Source organism: Sphingomonas sp. (genome assembly GCF_041661885.1).
Classification (GTDB): Bacteria; Pseudomonadota; Alphaproteobacteria; order Sphingomonadales; family Sphingomonadaceae; genus Sphingomonas.
In genome coordinates this window covers 138,967-155,366 of the sequence record NZ_JBAZTL010000003.1, presented here as the reverse complement: position 1 = coordinate 155,366, position 16,400 = coordinate 138,967, and the positions used below count along the sequence as shown (strand labels likewise).

The 16,400-nt window shown below is 64.9% G+C and carries 16 protein-coding genes; 8 read left to right on the top strand and 8 right to left on the bottom strand.

Going from position 1 to position 16,400, the window contains the following annotated elements; all coding sequences use genetic code 11:
- Window position 1 precedes the first annotated feature (1 nt).
- Genes cyoB through WC704_RS07160 form a run of 6 tightly spaced genes read left to right on the top strand, consistent with a single transcriptional unit; the run spans window position 2 to window position 5,585 of the window.
- On the top strand, window positions 2-2,026 hold the full coding sequence (cyoB, locus tag WC704_RS07185; RefSeq protein ID WP_372889238.1) for a cytochrome o ubiquinol oxidase subunit I: 2,025 nt from the start codon (window positions 2-4) through the stop codon (window positions 2,024-2,026).
- The gene (gene cyoC, locus WC704_RS07180; RefSeq protein ID WP_372889237.1) at window positions 2,023-2,664 is read left to right on the top strand and encodes a cytochrome o ubiquinol oxidase subunit III; all 642 of its coding nucleotides are present in this window, start codon (window positions 2,023-2,025) and stop codon (window positions 2,662-2,664) included. The genes cyoB and cyoC overlap by 4 nt, the downstream gene beginning before the upstream one ends.
- Entirely contained in the window at window positions 2,661-3,077 is a 417-nt protein-coding gene (gene cyoD / locus WC704_RS07175; RefSeq protein ID WP_372889236.1) for a cytochrome o ubiquinol oxidase subunit IV, read from the top strand. Before cyoC ends, cyoD begins: the two co-directional genes overlap by 4 nt.
- Window positions 3,074-3,769, top strand: coding sequence for an SURF1 family protein (locus tag WC704_RS07170; RefSeq protein WP_372889235.1), 696 nt, complete (start codon window positions 3,074-3,076; stop codon window positions 3,767-3,769). The genes cyoD and WC704_RS07170 overlap by 4 nt, the downstream gene beginning before the upstream one ends.
- The gene (locus WC704_RS07165; protein ID WP_372889234.1) at window positions 3,766-5,046 is read left to right on the top strand and encodes an ATP-binding protein; all 1,281 of its coding nucleotides are present in this window, start codon (window positions 3,766-3,768) and stop codon (window positions 5,044-5,046) included. Before WC704_RS07170 ends, WC704_RS07165 begins: the two co-directional genes overlap by 4 nt.
- Window positions 5,043-5,585 (top strand): response regulator transcription factor, encoded by a 543-nt coding sequence (locus WC704_RS07160; protein WP_372889233.1) that lies wholly within the window; start codon window positions 5,043-5,045, stop codon window positions 5,583-5,585. Before WC704_RS07165 ends, WC704_RS07160 begins: the two co-directional genes overlap by 4 nt.
- A 20-nt stretch (window positions 5,586-5,605) precedes the next feature.
- Here WC704_RS07160 and WC704_RS07155 read toward each other — a convergent pair whose 3' ends face one another.
- Window positions 5,606-5,971: a YciI family protein gene (locus WC704_RS07155; RefSeq protein WP_372889232.1), complete on the bottom strand. Its 366-nt coding sequence runs from the start codon at window positions 5,969-5,971 to the stop codon at window positions 5,606-5,608.
- Between the two features lie 227 nt (window positions 5,972-6,198).
- Between WC704_RS07155 and WC704_RS07150 the strand changes: the two genes are divergently transcribed.
- A complete protein-coding gene (locus WC704_RS07150) occupies window positions 6,199-7,713 on the top strand; it encodes an acetyl-CoA hydrolase/transferase family protein (protein WP_372889231.1) in 1,515 nt (504 codons plus the stop codon).
- 94 nt (window positions 7,714-7,807) lie between these two features.
- Here WC704_RS07150 and mmsB read toward each other — a convergent pair whose 3' ends face one another.
- The 7 genes from mmsB to WC704_RS07115 all read right to left on the bottom strand — a co-directional run bounded on the left by mmsB (window position 7,808) and on the right by WC704_RS07115 (window position 15,239).
- A complete protein-coding gene (mmsB, locus tag WC704_RS07145; protein ID WP_372889230.1) occupies window positions 7,808-8,686 on the bottom strand; it encodes a 3-hydroxyisobutyrate dehydrogenase in 879 nt (292 codons plus the stop codon).
- A gap of 198 nt (window positions 8,687-8,884) precedes the next feature.
- On the bottom strand, window positions 8,885-9,661 hold the full coding sequence (locus WC704_RS07140; RefSeq protein ID WP_372889229.1) for an enoyl-CoA hydratase: 777 nt from the start codon (window positions 9,659-9,661) through the stop codon (window positions 8,885-8,887).
- A gap of 110 nt (window positions 9,662-9,771) precedes the next feature.
- Window positions 9,772-10,812: an enoyl-CoA hydratase/isomerase family protein gene (locus WC704_RS07135; RefSeq protein ID WP_372889228.1), complete on the bottom strand. Its 1,041-nt coding sequence runs from the start codon at window positions 10,810-10,812 to the stop codon at window positions 9,772-9,774.
- Window positions 10,813-10,919: 107 nt separating this feature from the next.
- The gene (locus tag WC704_RS07130) at window positions 10,920-12,065 is read right to left on the bottom strand and encodes an acyl-CoA dehydrogenase family protein (protein WP_372889227.1); all 1,146 of its coding nucleotides are present in this window, start codon (window positions 12,063-12,065) and stop codon (window positions 10,920-10,922) included.
- On the bottom strand, window positions 12,062-13,153 hold the full coding sequence (locus tag WC704_RS07125) for a polysaccharide deacetylase family protein (RefSeq protein WP_372889226.1): 1,092 nt from the start codon (window positions 13,151-13,153) through the stop codon (window positions 12,062-12,064). The genes WC704_RS07130 and WC704_RS07125 overlap by 4 nt, the downstream gene beginning before the upstream one ends.
- 113 nt (window positions 13,154-13,266) lie before the next feature.
- Window positions 13,267-13,710, bottom strand: coding sequence for a hypothetical protein (locus WC704_RS07120; RefSeq protein ID WP_372889225.1), 444 nt, complete (start codon window positions 13,708-13,710; stop codon window positions 13,267-13,269).
- Between the two features lie 29 nt (window positions 13,711-13,739).
- Complete coding sequence (locus WC704_RS07115; RefSeq protein ID WP_372889224.1) at window positions 13,740-15,239, bottom strand: CoA-acylating methylmalonate-semialdehyde dehydrogenase; 1,500 nt, start codon at window positions 15,237-15,239, stop codon at window positions 13,740-13,742.
- A 101-nt stretch (window positions 15,240-15,340) separates the two neighbouring features.
- On the opposite strand from WC704_RS07115, the gene WC704_RS07110 reads away from it, so the two are divergent.
- Window positions 15,341-16,213: a LysR family transcriptional regulator gene (locus WC704_RS07110; protein WP_372889223.1), complete on the top strand. Its 873-nt coding sequence runs from the start codon at window positions 15,341-15,343 to the stop codon at window positions 16,211-16,213.
- The last annotated feature ends 187 nt before the right edge of the window (window positions 16,214-16,400 follow it).

Genomic DNA, 16,400 nt, shown 5'->3' with positions numbered 1-16,400 from the left:
CATGACGTCCCCGCTTCCCCTTTCGTCGCCGTCGATCAGCCCGATCTTCGGCCGCCTGACGCTCGATGCGTTGCCGCTGCATGAAATCCCCGTGCTCGTCGCCTTTGCCGGCACCGCCGTTGGCGGCCTCGCGCTGCTCGCGGTCATCACTTATTACAAAGCCTGGGGCATGTTGTGGCGCGACTGGTTCACCAGCGTCGACCACAAGAAGATCGGCATCATGTACATCATCCTGGGGTTGGTGATGTTCGTGCGCGGCTTCTCCGACGCGCTGATGATGCGCGCGCAGCAGGCGATGGCCTTCAACGGCAACCCCGGCTACCTGCCGCCCGACCATTACAACCAGATCTTCACCGCGCATGGCGTAATCATGATCTTCTTCGTGGCGATGCCGCTGGTGGCGGGCCTGATGAACTTCGTCGTGCCGCTGCAAATCGGCGCGCGCGACGTGTCGTTCCCCTATCTCAACAATTTCAGCTTCTGGATGACGACGGCGGGCGCTGTCATCACGATGATTTCGCTGTTCGTCGGCAATTATGCCCGCACCGGCTGGCTCGCCATGCCGCCGCTGTCGGGCATTGCCGCCAGCCCGGACGTGGGGGTCGATTATTATATCTGGGGCTTGCAGATTGCCGGTGTCGGCACGCTGCTGTCGGGCGTCAACCTGATCGCGACCATCGTCAAGATGCGCGCGCCGGGCATGACGCTGATGAAAATGCCGGTGTTCGTGTGGACGTCGCTGTGCACCAACACCCTGATCGTCGCCGCCTTCCCCGTGCTCACCGCCGTGCTCGCGCTTCTGTCGCTCGATCGGTATATCGGGATGCAGTTCTTCACGAACGGCCTGGGCGGCAACCCGATGATGTACATCAACCTCATCTGGATCTGGGGCCACCCGGAGGTGTACATCCTCATCCTGCCCGCTTTCGGCGTGTTCTCCGAAGTGGTCGCCACCTTCGCCAGCAAGCGCATCTTCGGCTACACCTCGATGGTCTATGCGACGATCGTCATCACGATCCTCGCCTATCTCGTCTGGCTGCACCACTTCTTCACGATGGGCTCTGGCGCCAGCGTCAACTCGTTCTTCGCGATCACCACGATGATCATCTCGATCCCGACGGGCGCGAAAATCTTCAACTGGCTGTTCACCATGTATCACGGCCGCATCCGCTATGAGCTGCCGATGATGTGGACCGTCGCGTTCATGCTCACCTTCGTCATCGGCGGCATGACCGGCGTTCTGCTCGCCGTGCCCCCGGCCGATTTCGTGCTGCACAACTCGCTCTTCCTGGTCGCGCATTTCCACAACGTCATCATCGGTGGCGTGGTGTTCGGCATGTTCGCCGGCATCAATTACTGGTGGCCCAAGGCGTTCGGCTTCAAGCTCGACCGTGTATGGGGCAAGCGGCAGTTCTGGTTGTGGGTGCTGGGGTTCTGGTTCGCCTTCGCCCCCGTCTACGTGCTCGGCCTGATGGGCGTGACGCGCCGCCTCAGCCAGTTCGACGATGCGTCGCTGCAGCCCTATTTCCTGGTCGCGGGCTTCGGCGCGCTGTTGATCCTGGCGGGTACGGGCGCAATGTTCGTCCAGTTCTACGTCAGCTTCCGCAACCGCGAGGCACTGCGCGACGTGACCGGCGATCCCTGGGATGGCCGCACGCTCGAATGGTCGACCGCGTCGCCGCCGCCCGACTACAACTTCGCCTTCACGCCCGTCGTCTATGACAATGATGCGTGGTGGGACATGAAGCGGCGCGGCTATGTCCGCCCGACCACCGGCTTCCGCAAGATCCACATGCCCAAGAACACCGGCACCGGCGTCATCCTCGCGGGGCTCAGCGTCGCCTTCGGCTTTGCCATGATCTGGTACATGTGGTGGCTGGCGGTCATCTCGGTGGTTGGCATCTTCGCCTTCGCGATCGGCCATTCGTTCAACTACAAGCGCGATTTCTACATCCCGGTCGAGGATGTGATCCACGCCGAGGACGAACGCACCCGCCTTCTCGCCAGCGAAGGAGTTTCGGCATGAGCGCGCAAACCTTCGAAGCGACCGCGAACGGCGAAGCCCCGCTGTTCTACGAAGTCGAAGAGCATCATCATCCTGAGGGCGCCAGCACGATGCTGGGCTTCTGGATGTACCTGATGAGCGACTGCCTCATCTTCGCCATCCTGTTCGCCTGTTATGCCGTGCTCGGTCGCAGCTATGGCGGTGGCGAAGGCCCCAGGGAGCTGTTCGAGCTGCCGCTGGTCGCGCTCAACACCGCGATGCTGCTGTTCTCCTCGCTCACTTATGGTTTCGCCATGCTGACGATGGAGCGGCCCGGCGCCAGCGTCCGCGCGGTGCAGGGCTGGCTGATCGTCACCGGTCTGTTCGGCCTCGCCTTTCTGTGCATCGAGCTCTACGAATTCTCGAACCTGATCCATGAAGGGGCGGGTCCGTGGCGCAGCGCGTTCCTGTCGTCCTTCTTCACGCTGGTCGGCACGCACGGACTGCACGTCACCGTCGGCTTGATCTGGCTGGTCACGCTGGTCGTGCAGATCGGGATGCACGGTCTGGGCCAGGCCAACCGCCGTCGCCTGATGTGCCTCAGCATGTTCTGGCACTTTCTCGACGTCATCTGGATCGGCGTCTTCACCATCGTTTATCTCATGGGAGTGCTCGGATGAGCGCCGATACGCTGCACACCTCGGCCAATGGCCACGACCACGGCCATGACGATCACGCACACGGCGATCATGGGCATGATGGAGCCCCGCACGGCTCGTTGCGCGGTTATCTGATCGGCTTCCTCCTCTCGGTGATCCTGACCGCGATTCCCTTCGCACTCGTCATGACCGGCAAACTCGATGGCACCACCACCGCCGTCATCGTGCTCGCAATGGCGGCGATTCAGGTCGTCGTCCACATGGTGTTCTTCCTGCACATGACGACCACCGCCGAAGGCGGCTGGTCGTTCCTGGCGCTGCTCTTCACCGTCATCGTGATCGTCATCACGCTCGCCGGGTCGATCTGGGTGATGTACCACATGAACGCCAACATGATGCCTGCCGCCATTGCCGAGGCCATGAGCCAGCAATGAGACGATCCCCTGCGACGATCGCGCTGCTGCTGATCGTCGCGGGGGCGCTCTGCGCCGCCCTGTTCGCGCTCGGCATCTGGCAGATCGAGCGCCGCACCTGGAAATTGGCGCTGATCGCGCGCGTCGAACAGCGCGTCCACGCCCCCGCTATCGCCGCTCCCGGCCCGCAACGCTGGCCCCATGTTACCGACGAGAGCGACGGTTACCGCCACATCACCGTCACTGGCCGTTACCGCGACGACCGTGCGACCCTGGTACAAGCCGTCACCGAACGCGGCCCCGGCTTCTGGGTGATGACCCCGCTCGTCACCGATCACGGCTTTACCGTCCTCGTCAATCGCGGCTTCGTGCCCCGCCGCGACGCGGTTTTACCGGGCGGCACCGCCACCGTCACCGGCCTGTTGCGGCTGACGGAACCCAAGGGTGCCTTCCTGCGCTATAATGATCCTGCGACGAACCGCTGGTATTCGCGCGACGTCTCGGCCATCTCCACGGCGCGCGGGCTCGGTCCTGTCGCGCCCTATTTCATCGACGCCGATGCCGGGCCGGCCACCACAGCCCCGGTAGGAGGCCTGACGGTCGTGCGTTTCACCAACAACCATCTGGTTTATGCGCTGACATGGTTCGCGCTGGCCGCGATGGTGGCTGGTGCTGCGGCGCTGCTGCTGCGTCCGTCGCGGCGCAGCGTATGAGTCCCCCCGCCCCCTTCGACACGACCGAACGCGACAATATGCGTCAGCTCGTCAACCTGCGCTGGTTGGCGGTGTGCGGGCAATGCGCGACGATCCTGTTCGTCCGCTTTGGCATGGGGATTCGCTTGCCGCTCGTGCCGATGCTGTCGGTGGTTGCCGCGCTGGTCCTGCTCAACCTCGTCAGCCTGGCGCAATTGTCGCGCCGTGTGACCAATTCCAACAGCGCGCTCTTCGCCAGCCTGCTGCTCGATGTCGCCGCGCTGACGGCGTTGCTGTACCAAAGCGGCGGCGCGACCAACCCGTTCATCTCGCTTTATCTGCTGCAAGTGGTGATGGGCGCGGTGCTGCTGGAAGCATGGTCGAGCTGGGTGCTCGTCGCCATCACCAGCGCCGCCTTTGTCCTGCTGGTCGAAGTCCACGTTCCACTCACGCTGCCACCGCGTTTCGTGTCCGATTGGGGCGATCTGTATATGATCGGCACGCTGATCTGCTTCGGGCTGGTTGCAGTGCTGCTCGTCGCCTTCGTCACGCGCATCAACAGCAATTTGCGCGCGCGCGATGCCCGTCTCGCGACGATGCGCCAGCAAGCCGCCGAGGAGGACCATATCGTGCGCATGGGCCTGCTCGCGACCGGCGCCGCGCATGAACTCGGCACCCCGCTCGCCTCGCTCTCGGTGATCGTCAACGATTGGCGCCACGCCCCGGCATTGATGGCACAGGAGAGCTTTGCCGAGGAAATCAGCGAGATGCAGGTCGCGCTCGCGCGCTGCAAGGCGATCGTCACCGGCATCCTGCTCGCAGCGGGCGAGGCGCGCGGCGAAAACCCGACCATCACCAGCGTGAAGCGCTTTTTCGACGAAGTCGTCGCTGAATGGCGCGCGCAGCATTCCGCCGAAGCGATCGCTTATGACAATCGCTTCGGGGTCGATATGGCGATCGTCGCCGATACTGCGGTGAAACAGGTGATCTGGAATGTGCTCGACAATGCCGCCGAAGCATCGGGCCAGCCCATCGCGCTCGACGTGACGCGCGACGGGGCATCGCTGGTGCTTGCGGTGCGCGATACCGGCCCTGGTTTCACCCCCGAAATGCTCGCCAACCTCGGCAAGCCATATCATTCCACGCGCGCGCGGCTCGGCAGTGGCCTCGGCCTGTTTCTCGTGGTCAACGCGATGCGCAAGCTTGGCGGCACGGTCGATGCCCGCAACCGCGCCGAGGGGGGTGCAACGGTTACCATCACGCTGCCGCTCTCGGCCATTGAATGGGGCGAACGATGAGCGAAAAGCATCTGTTGATCGTCGAGGACGACGCTGCTCTGGCCAAGACACTCGGGCGCTCGTTCGAACGGCGTGGCTATACCGTTGAATTGGCTTCGGATCAGGCGGCGGTCGAAGCTGCGCTTGCCGTGCGTACCCCTGATTATGCGGTGGTGGATCTCAAGCTCGGTGCCACATCCGGGCTGGTTTGCGTCCAGGCGATCCACGCACACGATGCGCGCACCCGGATCGTGGTGCTGACGGGCTATGCCAGCATCGCGACCGCGGTTGAGGCGATCAAACTGGGGGCCTCTAATTATCTGCCCAAACCGTCCGATACCGACGATATCGAAGCCGCCTTCGCCAAAGCCGAGGGCGGCTGCGCTGGGGACGTGGCGATCCCGCTCGGCAACCGCCCGACCTCGATCAAGACGCTCGAATGGGAGCGGATCAACCAGACGCTCGCCGAGAACAATTTCAACATTTCCGAAACCGCACGGCAATTGGGGATGCACCGCCGCACGCTGGCGCGAAAGCTGGAAAAGCAGCCGATCAAATAGCGGCGGAGCGTGGGCGGGGGTTAGACGAAATCCTCCTCCTCATAAAGCGGGCGAATTTCGATCTCGCTTGGCCCCGGCATCGGATTGGGGCAGCGCTTCACCCACGCCACCGCCTCCGCCATATCCTGGACGGTCCACAGCCAGAAACCGGCGACCAATTCCCGTGGCTGGGCGAACGGCCCGTCGATGACCGTGCGGTCCGCACCGTCGAAAGCGACGCGCTTTCCCGCAGCGGACGGCTTCAGACCATAGCCGCCGCCCGGCTGGAGGATACCGGCCTCGACCAGCGCCCGATTGAAGCTGTCCATATCGGCCATTGCCGCTCTGGTCGGCAAAAGGCCGGATTCGCTGTCTTCGGTCGCCTTCACCACCACCATCACGCGCATCGTGTTTCCCCCCGCCCGAGTCCGCCGTGTGTTCCGCAAATGAAGGTGTCGCGCGGTTGCGCCGATCTTTGAAGGGGGAACCGCTCCGTCGGTCAAACAAACCGGCGGCACGGGCCGCATCGACAGTTGCAAAAATTGCATGTGCCCGCGAATCCGGGGCGCTTGCGCTCACCGTACTTTGCGCGTGTAGCCGACGGCGTCACGACAATCGTTGAAAAGGGGATGGAATGAGCACCAGCCGTATCGCTTGCGAAGCCTTGCGCTCGCGCGTGATGAGCGCGGATCAAGCCGCCGCCTTCATCACCTCGGGCAGCACGGTCGGGATGAGCGGCTTTACCGGCTCGGGCTATCCCAAGGCGGTCCCGCTGGCGCTCGCCGCGCGGATCGAGGCGGAACATGCCGCCGGCAACCCGTTCCGCGTGCGCATCTGGACCGGTGCCTCGACCGGGCCCGAGCTCGACGGCGCGCTGGCCAAGGCCGACGGCATCGAATTCCGCCTGCCGTACAATTCCGACCCCGTGGCGCGCGAGAAGATCAATCGCGGCGAAATGGAATATTTCGACATGCATTTAAGCCAGGTCGCGCCGATGGCGTGGCAGGGCTTTCTCGGGCCGCTCGACACCGCCGTGGTCGAAATATCGGGCATCCGCGCCGATGGATCGCTGATTCCCTCCTCCTCGGTCGGCAACAACAAGACCTGGCTCGACCGCGCGAGCAAGGTGATCCTCGAGGTCAATAGCTGGCAGAACCCCGCTTTGGAGGGGATGCACGACATCTATTACGGCACCGCGCTGCCGCCACATCGCGTGCCGATCCCGCTGGTCCGCGCCGATGATCGCATTGGCGATGCCTATTTCCGTTGTGACCCCGACAAGATCGTCGCGATCGTCGAGACCGAAGCGCCCGACCGCAATCTGCCGTTCGCCGCGCCCGATGCAGCCGCCCATGCCATCGCCGGGCACCTGATCGAATTCTTCACCTATGAAGTGGCGCGCGGGCGCCTTCCCGCTTCGCTGCTCCCCTTACAATCGGGCGTCGGCAACATCGCCAATGCGGTGCTGACCGGTCTGGTCAACGGCCCGTTCAGCGACATGACCTCCTATACCGAGGTGATCCAGGACGGGATGCTCGACCTGCTCGATTCGGGCAAGCTGCGCATGGCCTCGGCCACTGCATTCTCGCTCAGCCCGGAGGCGGCGGCGCGGCTCAATGCCGATATGGGCCGCTACCGCGACAAGATGATCCTGCGCCCGCAGGAGATCAGCAACCATCCCGAACTGATCCGCCGACTCGGCTGCCTCGCCATGAACGGGCTGATCGAGGCCGACATTTACGGCAACGTCAATTCCACGCACGTCATGGGCTCGCGCATCCAGAACGGCATTGGCGGATCGGGCGATTTCGCGCGCAACGCCTATGTCTCGATCTTCATGACGCCATCGACCGCCAAGGGCGGCAAAATCTCGGCGATTGTGCCGCAAGCCAGCCATGTCGACCATATCAGCCAGGACGTGCAGGTAATCGTCACCGAACAGGGCCTCGCCGATCTGCGGGGCCTCAGCCCCAAGCAACGCGCCGCGCTCATCATCGAGAAATGCGCGCATCCCGATTATCGCCCGATGCTGGCGGATTATTATGCGCGGGCGCGGGTGGGTTCCTACGGCCAGCAGTCGCCGTCGCTGCCCGGCGAAGCGCTGTCCTGGCACCAGCGCTTCATGGAGACGGGATCGATGCGGATTTGAGCCTGGGCTTGGTGCTCCTGCGCAGGCAGGAGCCCAGGATTGCTGGCGCGGCGTTTGTAACCCTGGGCTCCTGCCTGCGCAGGAGCACAGCGCCTCACCCCCGCAACGCGGTGATGATCGCCGAGAAATCCAGCCCGCCATGCCCGGCCTCGGCAAAGCGCTGATACAGTTCCGCCGCCTTCGCCCCCATCGGCGTGTCCGCGCCCGTGTCGCTCGCGGCAGCGGCGGCGAGTTTCAGGTCCTTCAGCATCAGCGCGGTCGCAAAGCCGCCCTGATAGCCATGATCGGCGGGCGTATCCGTCCCGACACCCGGCACCGGGCAATAGCTCGTCATCGACCAGCTCTGCCCTGACGACACGCTCGAAATATCGAAGAAGGTCTGGGGCGCGAGCCCCAGTTTCTCCGCCAGCAGGAACGCCTCGCACGTCGCCACCATCGTCGCGCCGAGCAGCATGTTGTTGGCGATCTTGGCGGCCTGCCCCGTGCCGTTCGCCCCGGCATGGATCACCGCCTTGCCCATCGCCGCCAGGATCGGCTGCGCGCGCGCGAACCCCTCCTCGCCGCCGCCAACCATGAAGGTTAGCGTGCCCGCATTGGCCGCACCGATCCCGCCCGACACCGGCGCATCGACCGCCATGATCCCCTTGGCGCGCGCCGCCTCGGCCACGCGCTTGGCGGTGGCGACATCGATCGTCGAACAATCGATCAGGATCGCGGCGGGTGACAGGCTGGCGGCGAGCAGATCGCCATAGACCGCCTCGACATGCGTGCCTGCCGGCAGCATCGTCACCACCGCCTCTGCCCCGTCCGCCGCCTCGCTTACGCTCGCCATAGGCAGGCATCCGGCCGCCTTGGCGCGATCGAGCGCGTCCTGCGACAGATCGAAGGCGCGGACGTCATGCCCCGCTTTGGCGAGGTTCGCAGCCATCCCGCCGCCCATATTGCCGAGCCCGATAAAGGCGATCCGTGTCATCTCTCTCTCCTGATTTTTTCTCACTCCCCTCCCGCTCGCGGGAGGGGCTGGGGGAGGGCAGTATCGCGCACTAGACCGGGCGCTTTTAACCGGACGCCCCTCCCCCGCCCCAGTTTCAGGTGAACGCTGCCCCGCAGCGTTCAGGTCCGTCCGGGGGACGGACCGACCTGAAACTCGCAAGCGGGAGGGGAGCAGAAGCTACTTCCCCGTCCACACCCCTTGGCGCTTCTCGACAAAGGCGGTCATCCCCTCGCTCTGGTCGTCGGTGCCGAACAGCGCGTGGAACAGCCGCCGTTCGAACTGCACGCCCGTCGTCAGCGTGGTGTCGAACGCGGCATTGACCATTTCCTTGTTCGCCTTGACCGCCAACGGCGCCATCGCCGCGATCGTCGCGGCGGTCTTGACCGCTTCCTCGACCAGATCGGCGGCGGGCACGATGCGCGAGACGAGCCCGGCGCGCTCGGCTTCGGCGGCGTCCATCATGCGACCGGTCAGGCACATCTCCATCGCCTTCGCCTTACCGACCGCGCGCGTCAGCCGCTGCGATCCGCCCATGCCGGGCGAGACCGCCAGCTTGATTTCGGGCTGGCCGAATTTGGCGGTGTCGGCGGCGAGAATGAAGTCGCACATCATCGCCAGTTCGCACCCGCCGCCCAGCGCATAGCCGGCGACCGCGGCGATGACGGGTTTGCGCGTCTGGGTGAAGCGATCCCAGCCGACGAAGAAATCATGGGCATACATGTCGGCAAAGCCCTGCGCCTGCATCTCCTTGATGTCGGCGCCCGCCGCGAACGCCTTCTCGCTGCCGGTGATGACCGCGCAGCCCTGCGACGGATCGGCATCGAACGCCGCCATCGCGCTAAGCATGTCGGCCAGAATCTGGCTGTTGAGCGCGTTCAGCGCCTGCGGGCGGTTGAGCGTCACCAGCGTGACGGCACCGCGCTGTTCGACAAGGATCGTTTCGTAATCGGTCATGTCTTCTACCTTTTCTCCCCTCCCGCTTGCGGGAGGGGTTGGGGGAGGGCTTGTAGGGTCGAGCACCGCACAGGCCCTCCCCTAGCCCCTCCCGCAAGCGGGAGGGGAATTCAATGCGGCGTCCACGCCTCCGCATCGGACAGCGGCGCAAAAATCTGGTCGAGCACATGGGGCGTCACGCCCTCGGGTGTTGCCGGGTCCCAGCGCGGCGCATTATCCTTGTCGACGATCACCGCGCGCACGCCCTCCAGAAAATCATGCCGCTGCACCACGCGCGCGCCGACCGCATATTCCTGGCGCATTTCGTCCTCGAAGGTCGGCATCATCGCGCCTTCGTGCAGCAGGCGCAGCGACACCTTCATCGTCTGCGGGGATTTGGTGGCGAGCGTGGCAAGCGTCTGCGTCGCCCAGTCCCCGCCCTTGGCGGTGAGCGCGGCGAAAATGTCCTCCAGCACGTCCGACGCGAACAAACGGTCAATCGCCTCGCGCTGATCGAGCAACCGCGCAGGCGGCGCTTCGACCGACAGATCCACCAGAATCTCGGCAATCGCCTGCGGGTCCGCCGTGATCCTCGCCTTGGCTTCTGCCAGCGCGGAGCTCGGCAGATAATGCGTCGCCAGCCCCAGCGCGAGGCATTCCGCGCCATCGAGCCGGTGCCCGGTCAGCGCCAGATATTGCCCGATCCGCCCCGGTAGCCGCGACAGATACCAGCCGCCGCCGACATCGGGGAACAGGCCGATCCCGGTCTCCGGCATGGCGAATTTGGTGTTCTCGGTCGCGACACGGAAATCGCACGGGCAGGCGAGCCCAACCCCACCGCCCATCGTGATGCCGTCCATGAAGGCGACCGTCGGCTTGGCGTAGGTGAACAGCCGGTGATTGAGCCGATATTCGGTGTGGAAAAACGCCCGCGCGTCGACCCCGTCCTTCGCCCCGCTTTCGGCGAGCATCCGAATGTCCCCGCCCGCGCAAAACCCGCGTCCCTCGGCATGGTCGATCACCACCGCTTCAACAGCAGGATCGGCCCGCCAAGCATCAAGCGCCGTCAGCATCGCCGCGCACATATCGATGGTCAGCGCATGCAGCGCCTTGGGCCGGTTCAGCCGAATCCGGCCGACAGGCCCTTCAACACTCGTCTGAACATCGCTCACGCCGCTTCTCCCATTCGCATCATCTCCGCGGCTCCGCGCGAACAAATCTTTCCGTTCACGCGGAGACGCGGAGCCGCGGAGAAGTGCATGATCGGCGCTACGCGGGCTCATTGCCGTGTCAGCTCCCGGCCGATGATCATCCGCATCACCTGGTTGGTCCCCTCCAGGATCGAATGCACGCGCAAGTCCCGCCAGAAGCGTTCGATCGGGTAATCCATCAGATAGCCGTAGCCGCCATGCAGTTGCAGTGCGCGGTCGGCCACCGCCGAACCCGTGTCGGTCGCCAGCCGTTTGGCCATTGCGGCAAACTTGGTCTTGTCGGGCGCGTTCGCCGTCACCTTGGCCGCCGCCATATAGAGCAGCGCGCGCGCCGCCTCCAGATCGGTCGCCATATCGGCCAGCATGAACTGCGTGTTCTGGAAATCGGCAATGGCGGTGCCGAACTGCTTGCGGTCGCGCGTATAACCGATCGCCTCATCCAGGCAGCGCTGCGCACCGCCGAGCGAGCAGGCGCCGATATTCAGCCGCCCGCCGTCCAGCCCCATCATCGCGATGCGGAAGCCCTCGCCCTCGCCGCCCACAAGGTTATCCACAGGAACACGCACATCCTCGAAGATAACCTGGGCGGTCGGCTGCGAATGCCAGCCGAGCTTGCGCTCATTCGCGCCGAAGCTGACGCCGGGCATGTCCTTTTCGATCACCAGGCACGAAATGCCCTTTGGCCCCTCCGCCCCGGTGCGCACCATCGTGACATACACCTCATTCTCGCCACCGCCCGAGATGAACTGCTTGGTGCCGTTGACCACATAATGGTCGCCGTCTCGCACAGCGCGCGTCTTGAGCGCGGCGGCATCCGAGCCCGAGCCCGGCTCGGTCAGGCAATAACTGGCGATGCGGTCCATCGTGACAAGCGACGGCAGATATGTGTCCTTCACCGCTTGGCCGCCAAAGCGATCGATCATCCAACTCGCCATATTGTGGATCGAGATGAACGCGCTGGTCGACGGGCAGCCATAGGCCATCGCCTCCATAATCAGCGCCGCCTCCAGCCGCCCGAGCGCGATGCCGCCCGATTCCTCGCTGACATAGATTGACGCAAAGCCAAGCTCCGCCGCCGCCTTGATCGTGTCGCGCGGGAAGATGTGCTTCTCGTCCCATTCCGCCGCAAATGGCGTGATGCGGTCGGCGGTGAAGCGCCGGGCGAGCTCCTGAATCTCGCGCTGGTCGTCGGTTAAGTCAAACTGGTCGGTCATGCGGCAATCCCTGGGGGTAAAGGTCGGCGCGGCGCAAAGGCCGCCTGGAAACAGACGCGCCGCCACGGATGGCGTTTCACCTGGCAGCGCGGCGTGGCGACGGGCGTGCGGTGCAGCACGCGTTCGGCGAACAATCGGTCGGCAACCAGCTTGTCGTTGCGCGCATAATATAGCGGACCGGACACGCGCTGCTGCCACCCGATCGCCTCGGGCAAAGTGCCGTTGGCGCTGTCGAAATCGCCGGTCTGGCGATAGATCGGGTCGGCATAGGCCGCATCCGCCGTGACGATCGTCCAGCCATCGCGGCGCAAAGCAGCGACGAGATCGCCGATATAGCGCGCCGCGACATCGGTTTCATGCAGCAACAGCACTTGCGGCGGGCTGCGCCCGGTGATGCGGCGCATCAACGCATCGGAGAAATCGGCCGATTGCACCATCGTCTCGACATAGAGATCGCGCAGAGCCGCCTCGTCGATCGCCTGGCCCGCCTTGCGCGCGGCGATCGTCTGCCCCTCGATATTCCAGTCCGACCCGTCCGCCGTCACCCACGCGACGCTCAAGCCTCGCGCGGCAAGCCCATCGAGCACCGCGCGCCGTTTGGCATGATCCCGCCCGCCCTGGTTGAGCCCGGGAAAGCGAAACCACGGGCGATAGCCGGGCTTGCCCTTCAACCAGCCCTCCGCCCGATCGACATCGGCCAGAAACGCGCCTGCCGAAACCGAACGCAAGTCGCGATGCGAAAAACTGTGGTCGGCAATCACATGCCCCGCCGCCGCATAAGCCGCCAGCCGCGCAGCGCCATCGTTGGACGCGCCGATCCGCCCGGGATTGGCAAAGAACGCCGCCTGCTCCACCCCGCTCGCCCTGAGCGCCGCGATCAGCCGCGCGGTGCGCTCGGAGGGCGTGTAGAAAGCGCCCGGCCCGCGCGGGACATCATCGAAGGTGAGCGCGATGCGCTTGCCAACCGGCGCCACCACCGGCTGCGCCACCGCCACCGGCACCGTGGCGCGCGGCAGAAACGCCCAGGCCAGCGGCAACGCGACCAGCACGATGCCGCCCACCAACATGGCCTGGCGCAAGAGGTTCATCGAGCAGCGCTCATGGTGCGACCGTGCTACACCAATTGCAGACGCATGTCCGCATTCCACAAGGTACGCCAAGCGGCGCGCAGGAATTCCGGTGCAAGGTCATTCCCCTGCTTTCACTCCCAGGAAAACACGGTCCGAAGGTTGCATTTGCCAGGATCTTCTCCTTCCTGGAAAAGCGCAACGCGGTCGATCGCCGCCATTTGCGCCGCCGTAAAAGGCGTTGGCGAAGAGAAATAGGCCGCGCCAGCCCTGCCATTCCAGATCGCGATCCGATAGCGCCCATCGTCGAAGCGCGGACGATAAACCATCGCCCCTGCGCTAGAACGGTGATCAAGCTTCGGTCCTGTGGGAGGAGCAGCCCATCCAATTCCGAGCACTTCAAGCGTCCCGAAGCCGCCCTCCCAGCGAAAGCTGCCGCCGTGAATGCCGCCTTGCAGAGGCGTGATTCGCTCACCCTTTTCAAGGTCGATGATCGGAGAATAGCCGCAGAAGCGGCCCGGCCCCACCAATTCACTCGCCGATGCGGCACTCGCGCCGCAACACAGGGCGATCAACAAGAAGGGCAAGGCCGCACGCCGCACCCGCCTCACCCCATCGTCGGAATGACGAAGGCGTTCGCCCCATCGCCAACCCCGCCATCGGGCCAGCGCTGCGTCACGGTCTTGACCTTGGTCCAGAACTTCACGCCTTCCATGCCGTGCTGGTTGGTATCGCCGAACGCCGAGCGCTTCCAGCCGCCAAAGGTGTGATAGGCGACCGGCACCGGGATCGGCACGTTGATGCCGACCATGCCGACATTCACCCGCGCCGCGAATTCGCGCGCGGCGTGGCCGTTGCGGGTGAAGATCGCGACGCCATTGCCGTACTGATGCTCGCTCGGCAGCCGCAGCGCATGTTCGAAATCGTCGGCGCGGACGATTTGCAGCACGGGGCCGAAAATCTCTTCCTTATAGGCCGACATGTCGGGCGTGACGTGATCGAACAGCGACGGGCCGATGAAGAAACCTTTCTCATGCCCCTGCAGCTCGAACCCGCGCCCGTCGACGACCAGCTCCGCGCCCTCATCGACACCGGTCTGGATCCAGTTTTCGATGCGTGTGCGGTGCGCGGCATTCACCACCGGGCCGTAATGCGCCTCGGCATCGGTCGACACGCCCACGCGCAACGCAGCGATCGCCGGGATCAGCTTTTCGCGCAAGGCGACCGCGGTTTTCTCGCCCACCGGCACCACCACCGGCAGCGCCATGCAGCGCTCACCCGCCGAGCCGAACGCCGCGCCCGACAGATCGGCGACGACCTGGTCGAGATCGGCATCGGGCATGACGATGCCGTGATTCTTGGCCCCGCCCATCGCCTGCACGCGCTTGCCCGCCGCGACGCCGCGCTTGTACACATAATGCGCAATGTCGGACGACCCGACAAAGCTGACCGCGCTGATCGCGGGATGATCGAGGATTGCGTCGACCATCTCCTTGTCGCCGTGCACCACTTGCAAAATGCCCTCGGGCAGCCCCGCCTCGCGGAACAGTTCGGCCAGCCGCACCGGCACCGACGGATCGCGCTCGCTGGGTTTCAGGATGAAGGCATTGCCCGTGGCGATGGCGACGCCGCTCATCCACAAGGGGATCATCGCCGGGAAATTGAACGGCGTAATGCCAGCACCAATGCCAAGGGGTGTACGCATCGAATAGACATCGATCCCCGGCCCGGCTCCTTGCGTATATTCGCCCTTCAGCACATGCGGAATGCCGCAGCAGAATTCGATCACTTCCAGCCCGCGCTGAATGTCGCCCTTGGAATCGGCGATCACCTTGCCGTGTTCGGACGACAGCAAGTGCGCGAGTTCGTCGATATGCGCTTCGACCAGCGCCTTGAACGCGAACATCACGCGCGCGCGGCGCTGGGGATTGGTTGCGGCCCAACCCGGCTGCGCGTTTTGCGCGGCGGCGACGGCAGCGTCGAGATCGGCCTGCGTGCCGAACGTGACCTGGGCCTGCACCGCACCGGTGTTGGGATCGAACACCGCGCCCGTCCGCGCGGCGGTGCCGCTCGCTAGACCCATGATGTGGTGGTCGATGATCCGCATGGCGCTCTCCTAAAGCTTATACCCCCCTATCCCACCCAGCATTTTTGCATTCAACCCTCCATCTTTGCTGTTAGGCAGTGCATTTTTGCATGAGGATAGCGATGGAAAACTGGGATGATCTGCGCATTTTCCTCGCCGTCGCGCGGGCGCAACGCATGGCGGGCGCGGCGCGCGCGCTGGGGGTGGACGTAACCACCGTCGGCCGTCGCCTCGCTCGGCTGGAGCAGCGGCTCGGCACCGCCATCTTCGAGACGATCGGCGGCGAACGGCGCCTGACCGAAATCGGCCAGGCGCTGCTGGTCCACAGCGAGACGATCGAGGCTGCGGTACTCGCCGCGACCGAGGTCGACCCCAGCAGCGCGGCGCTCGCGGGCCAGGTGCGCCTGAGCATCGCCGAGGGCCTCGCCACGCATATCGTAGCCCCCGCTCTGCCCGCCTTTCGCCGCGACCAACCCAATTTGCGGATCGACCTGATCACCGCCTCGGGCTTCCTCAACCCCTCCAGGCGCGAGGCCGATATGGCGGTGATGCTCGCGCGCCCGCGCAACCGCCAATTGCGCGCGACCAAACTCTCCGATTACCGGCTGCGGCTCTACGCCACGCCCGGCTTCCTCGCCGATCACGCGCGGGTCGCCAGCGCCGCCGACCTGCACGGCCACGCGCTGATCAGCTATGTCCCCGAACACGTCCACGCGCCCGAACTCAATTATCTGTCGGAAATTCAGGACGGCCTCGTGGCGCGCGCGCGCAGCACCAGCATCACCGTGCAGCACGCGATGATCCGCGCGGGCGCGGGCATCGGCGTGCTGCCCGATTTCATCGCCGCGCGCGATGCCGCATTGGTGCCCGTGCTCGGCGACAGCGTACATCTGACGCGCACCTTCTGGCTGGTGACGCATCAGGACACCCACGCCACCCCTCGCATCCAGGCGGTCGGCGATTGGCTGCGCGGCCTGGCGGAAACACTCGCTTAGAGTCTGTTTGGAAATTCGCGAAAGAGCGAATTTCCAAACAGACTCTTGGAGTGTGATGACGTTTGACGGACTCCCCCCTCCCCTTCAGGGGAGGGGCTGGGGGTGGGGCGTATCCGTCTCACCGAGACCGACGCACGCGGGGAGAGGCCCCACCCCACCCCCTCCCCCGAAGGGGAGGGGCTTGCCG

Coding starts and splice junctions, on each gene's coding strand:
- cyoB (WP_372889238.1), top strand. CDS start 2: ATGACGTCCCCGCTTCCCCTTTCGTCGCCGTCGATCAGCCCGATCTTC.
- cyoC (WP_372889237.1), top strand. CDS start 2,023: ATGAGCGCGCAAACCTTCGAAGCGACCGCGAACGGCGAAGCCCCGCTG.
- cyoD (WP_372889236.1), top strand. CDS start 2,661: ATGAGCGCCGATACGCTGCACACCTCGGCCAATGGCCACGACCACGGC.
- WC704_RS07170 (WP_372889235.1), top strand. CDS start 3,074: ATGAGACGATCCCCTGCGACGATCGCGCTGCTGCTGATCGTCGCGGGG.
- WC704_RS07165 (WP_372889234.1), top strand. CDS start 3,766: ATGAGTCCCCCCGCCCCCTTCGACACGACCGAACGCGACAATATGCGT.
- WC704_RS07160 (WP_372889233.1), top strand. CDS start 5,043: ATGAGCGAAAAGCATCTGTTGATCGTCGAGGACGACGCTGCTCTGGCC.
- WC704_RS07155 (WP_372889232.1), bottom strand. CDS start 5,971: ATGCGCGTGATGGTGGTGGTGAAGGCGACCGAAGACAGCGAATCCGGC.
- WC704_RS07150 (WP_372889231.1), top strand. CDS start 6,199: ATGAGCACCAGCCGTATCGCTTGCGAAGCCTTGCGCTCGCGCGTGATG.
- mmsB (WP_372889230.1), bottom strand. CDS start 8,686: ATGACACGGATCGCCTTTATCGGGCTCGGCAATATGGGCGGCGGGATG.
- WC704_RS07140 (WP_372889229.1), bottom strand. CDS start 9,661: ATGACCGATTACGAAACGATCCTTGTCGAACAGCGCGGTGCCGTCACG.
- WC704_RS07130 (WP_372889227.1), bottom strand. CDS start 12,065: ATGACCGACCAGTTTGACTTAACCGACGACCAGCGCGAGATTCAGGAG.
- WC704_RS07125 (WP_372889226.1), bottom strand. CDS start 13,153: ATGAACCTCTTGCGCCAGGCCATGTTGGTGGGCGGCATCGTGCTGGTC.
- WC704_RS07115 (WP_372889224.1), bottom strand. CDS start 15,239: ATGCGGATCATCGACCACCACATCATGGGTCTAGCGAGCGGCACCGCC.
- WC704_RS07110 (WP_372889223.1), top strand. CDS start 15,341: ATGGAAAACTGGGATGATCTGCGCATTTTCCTCGCCGTCGCGCGGGCG.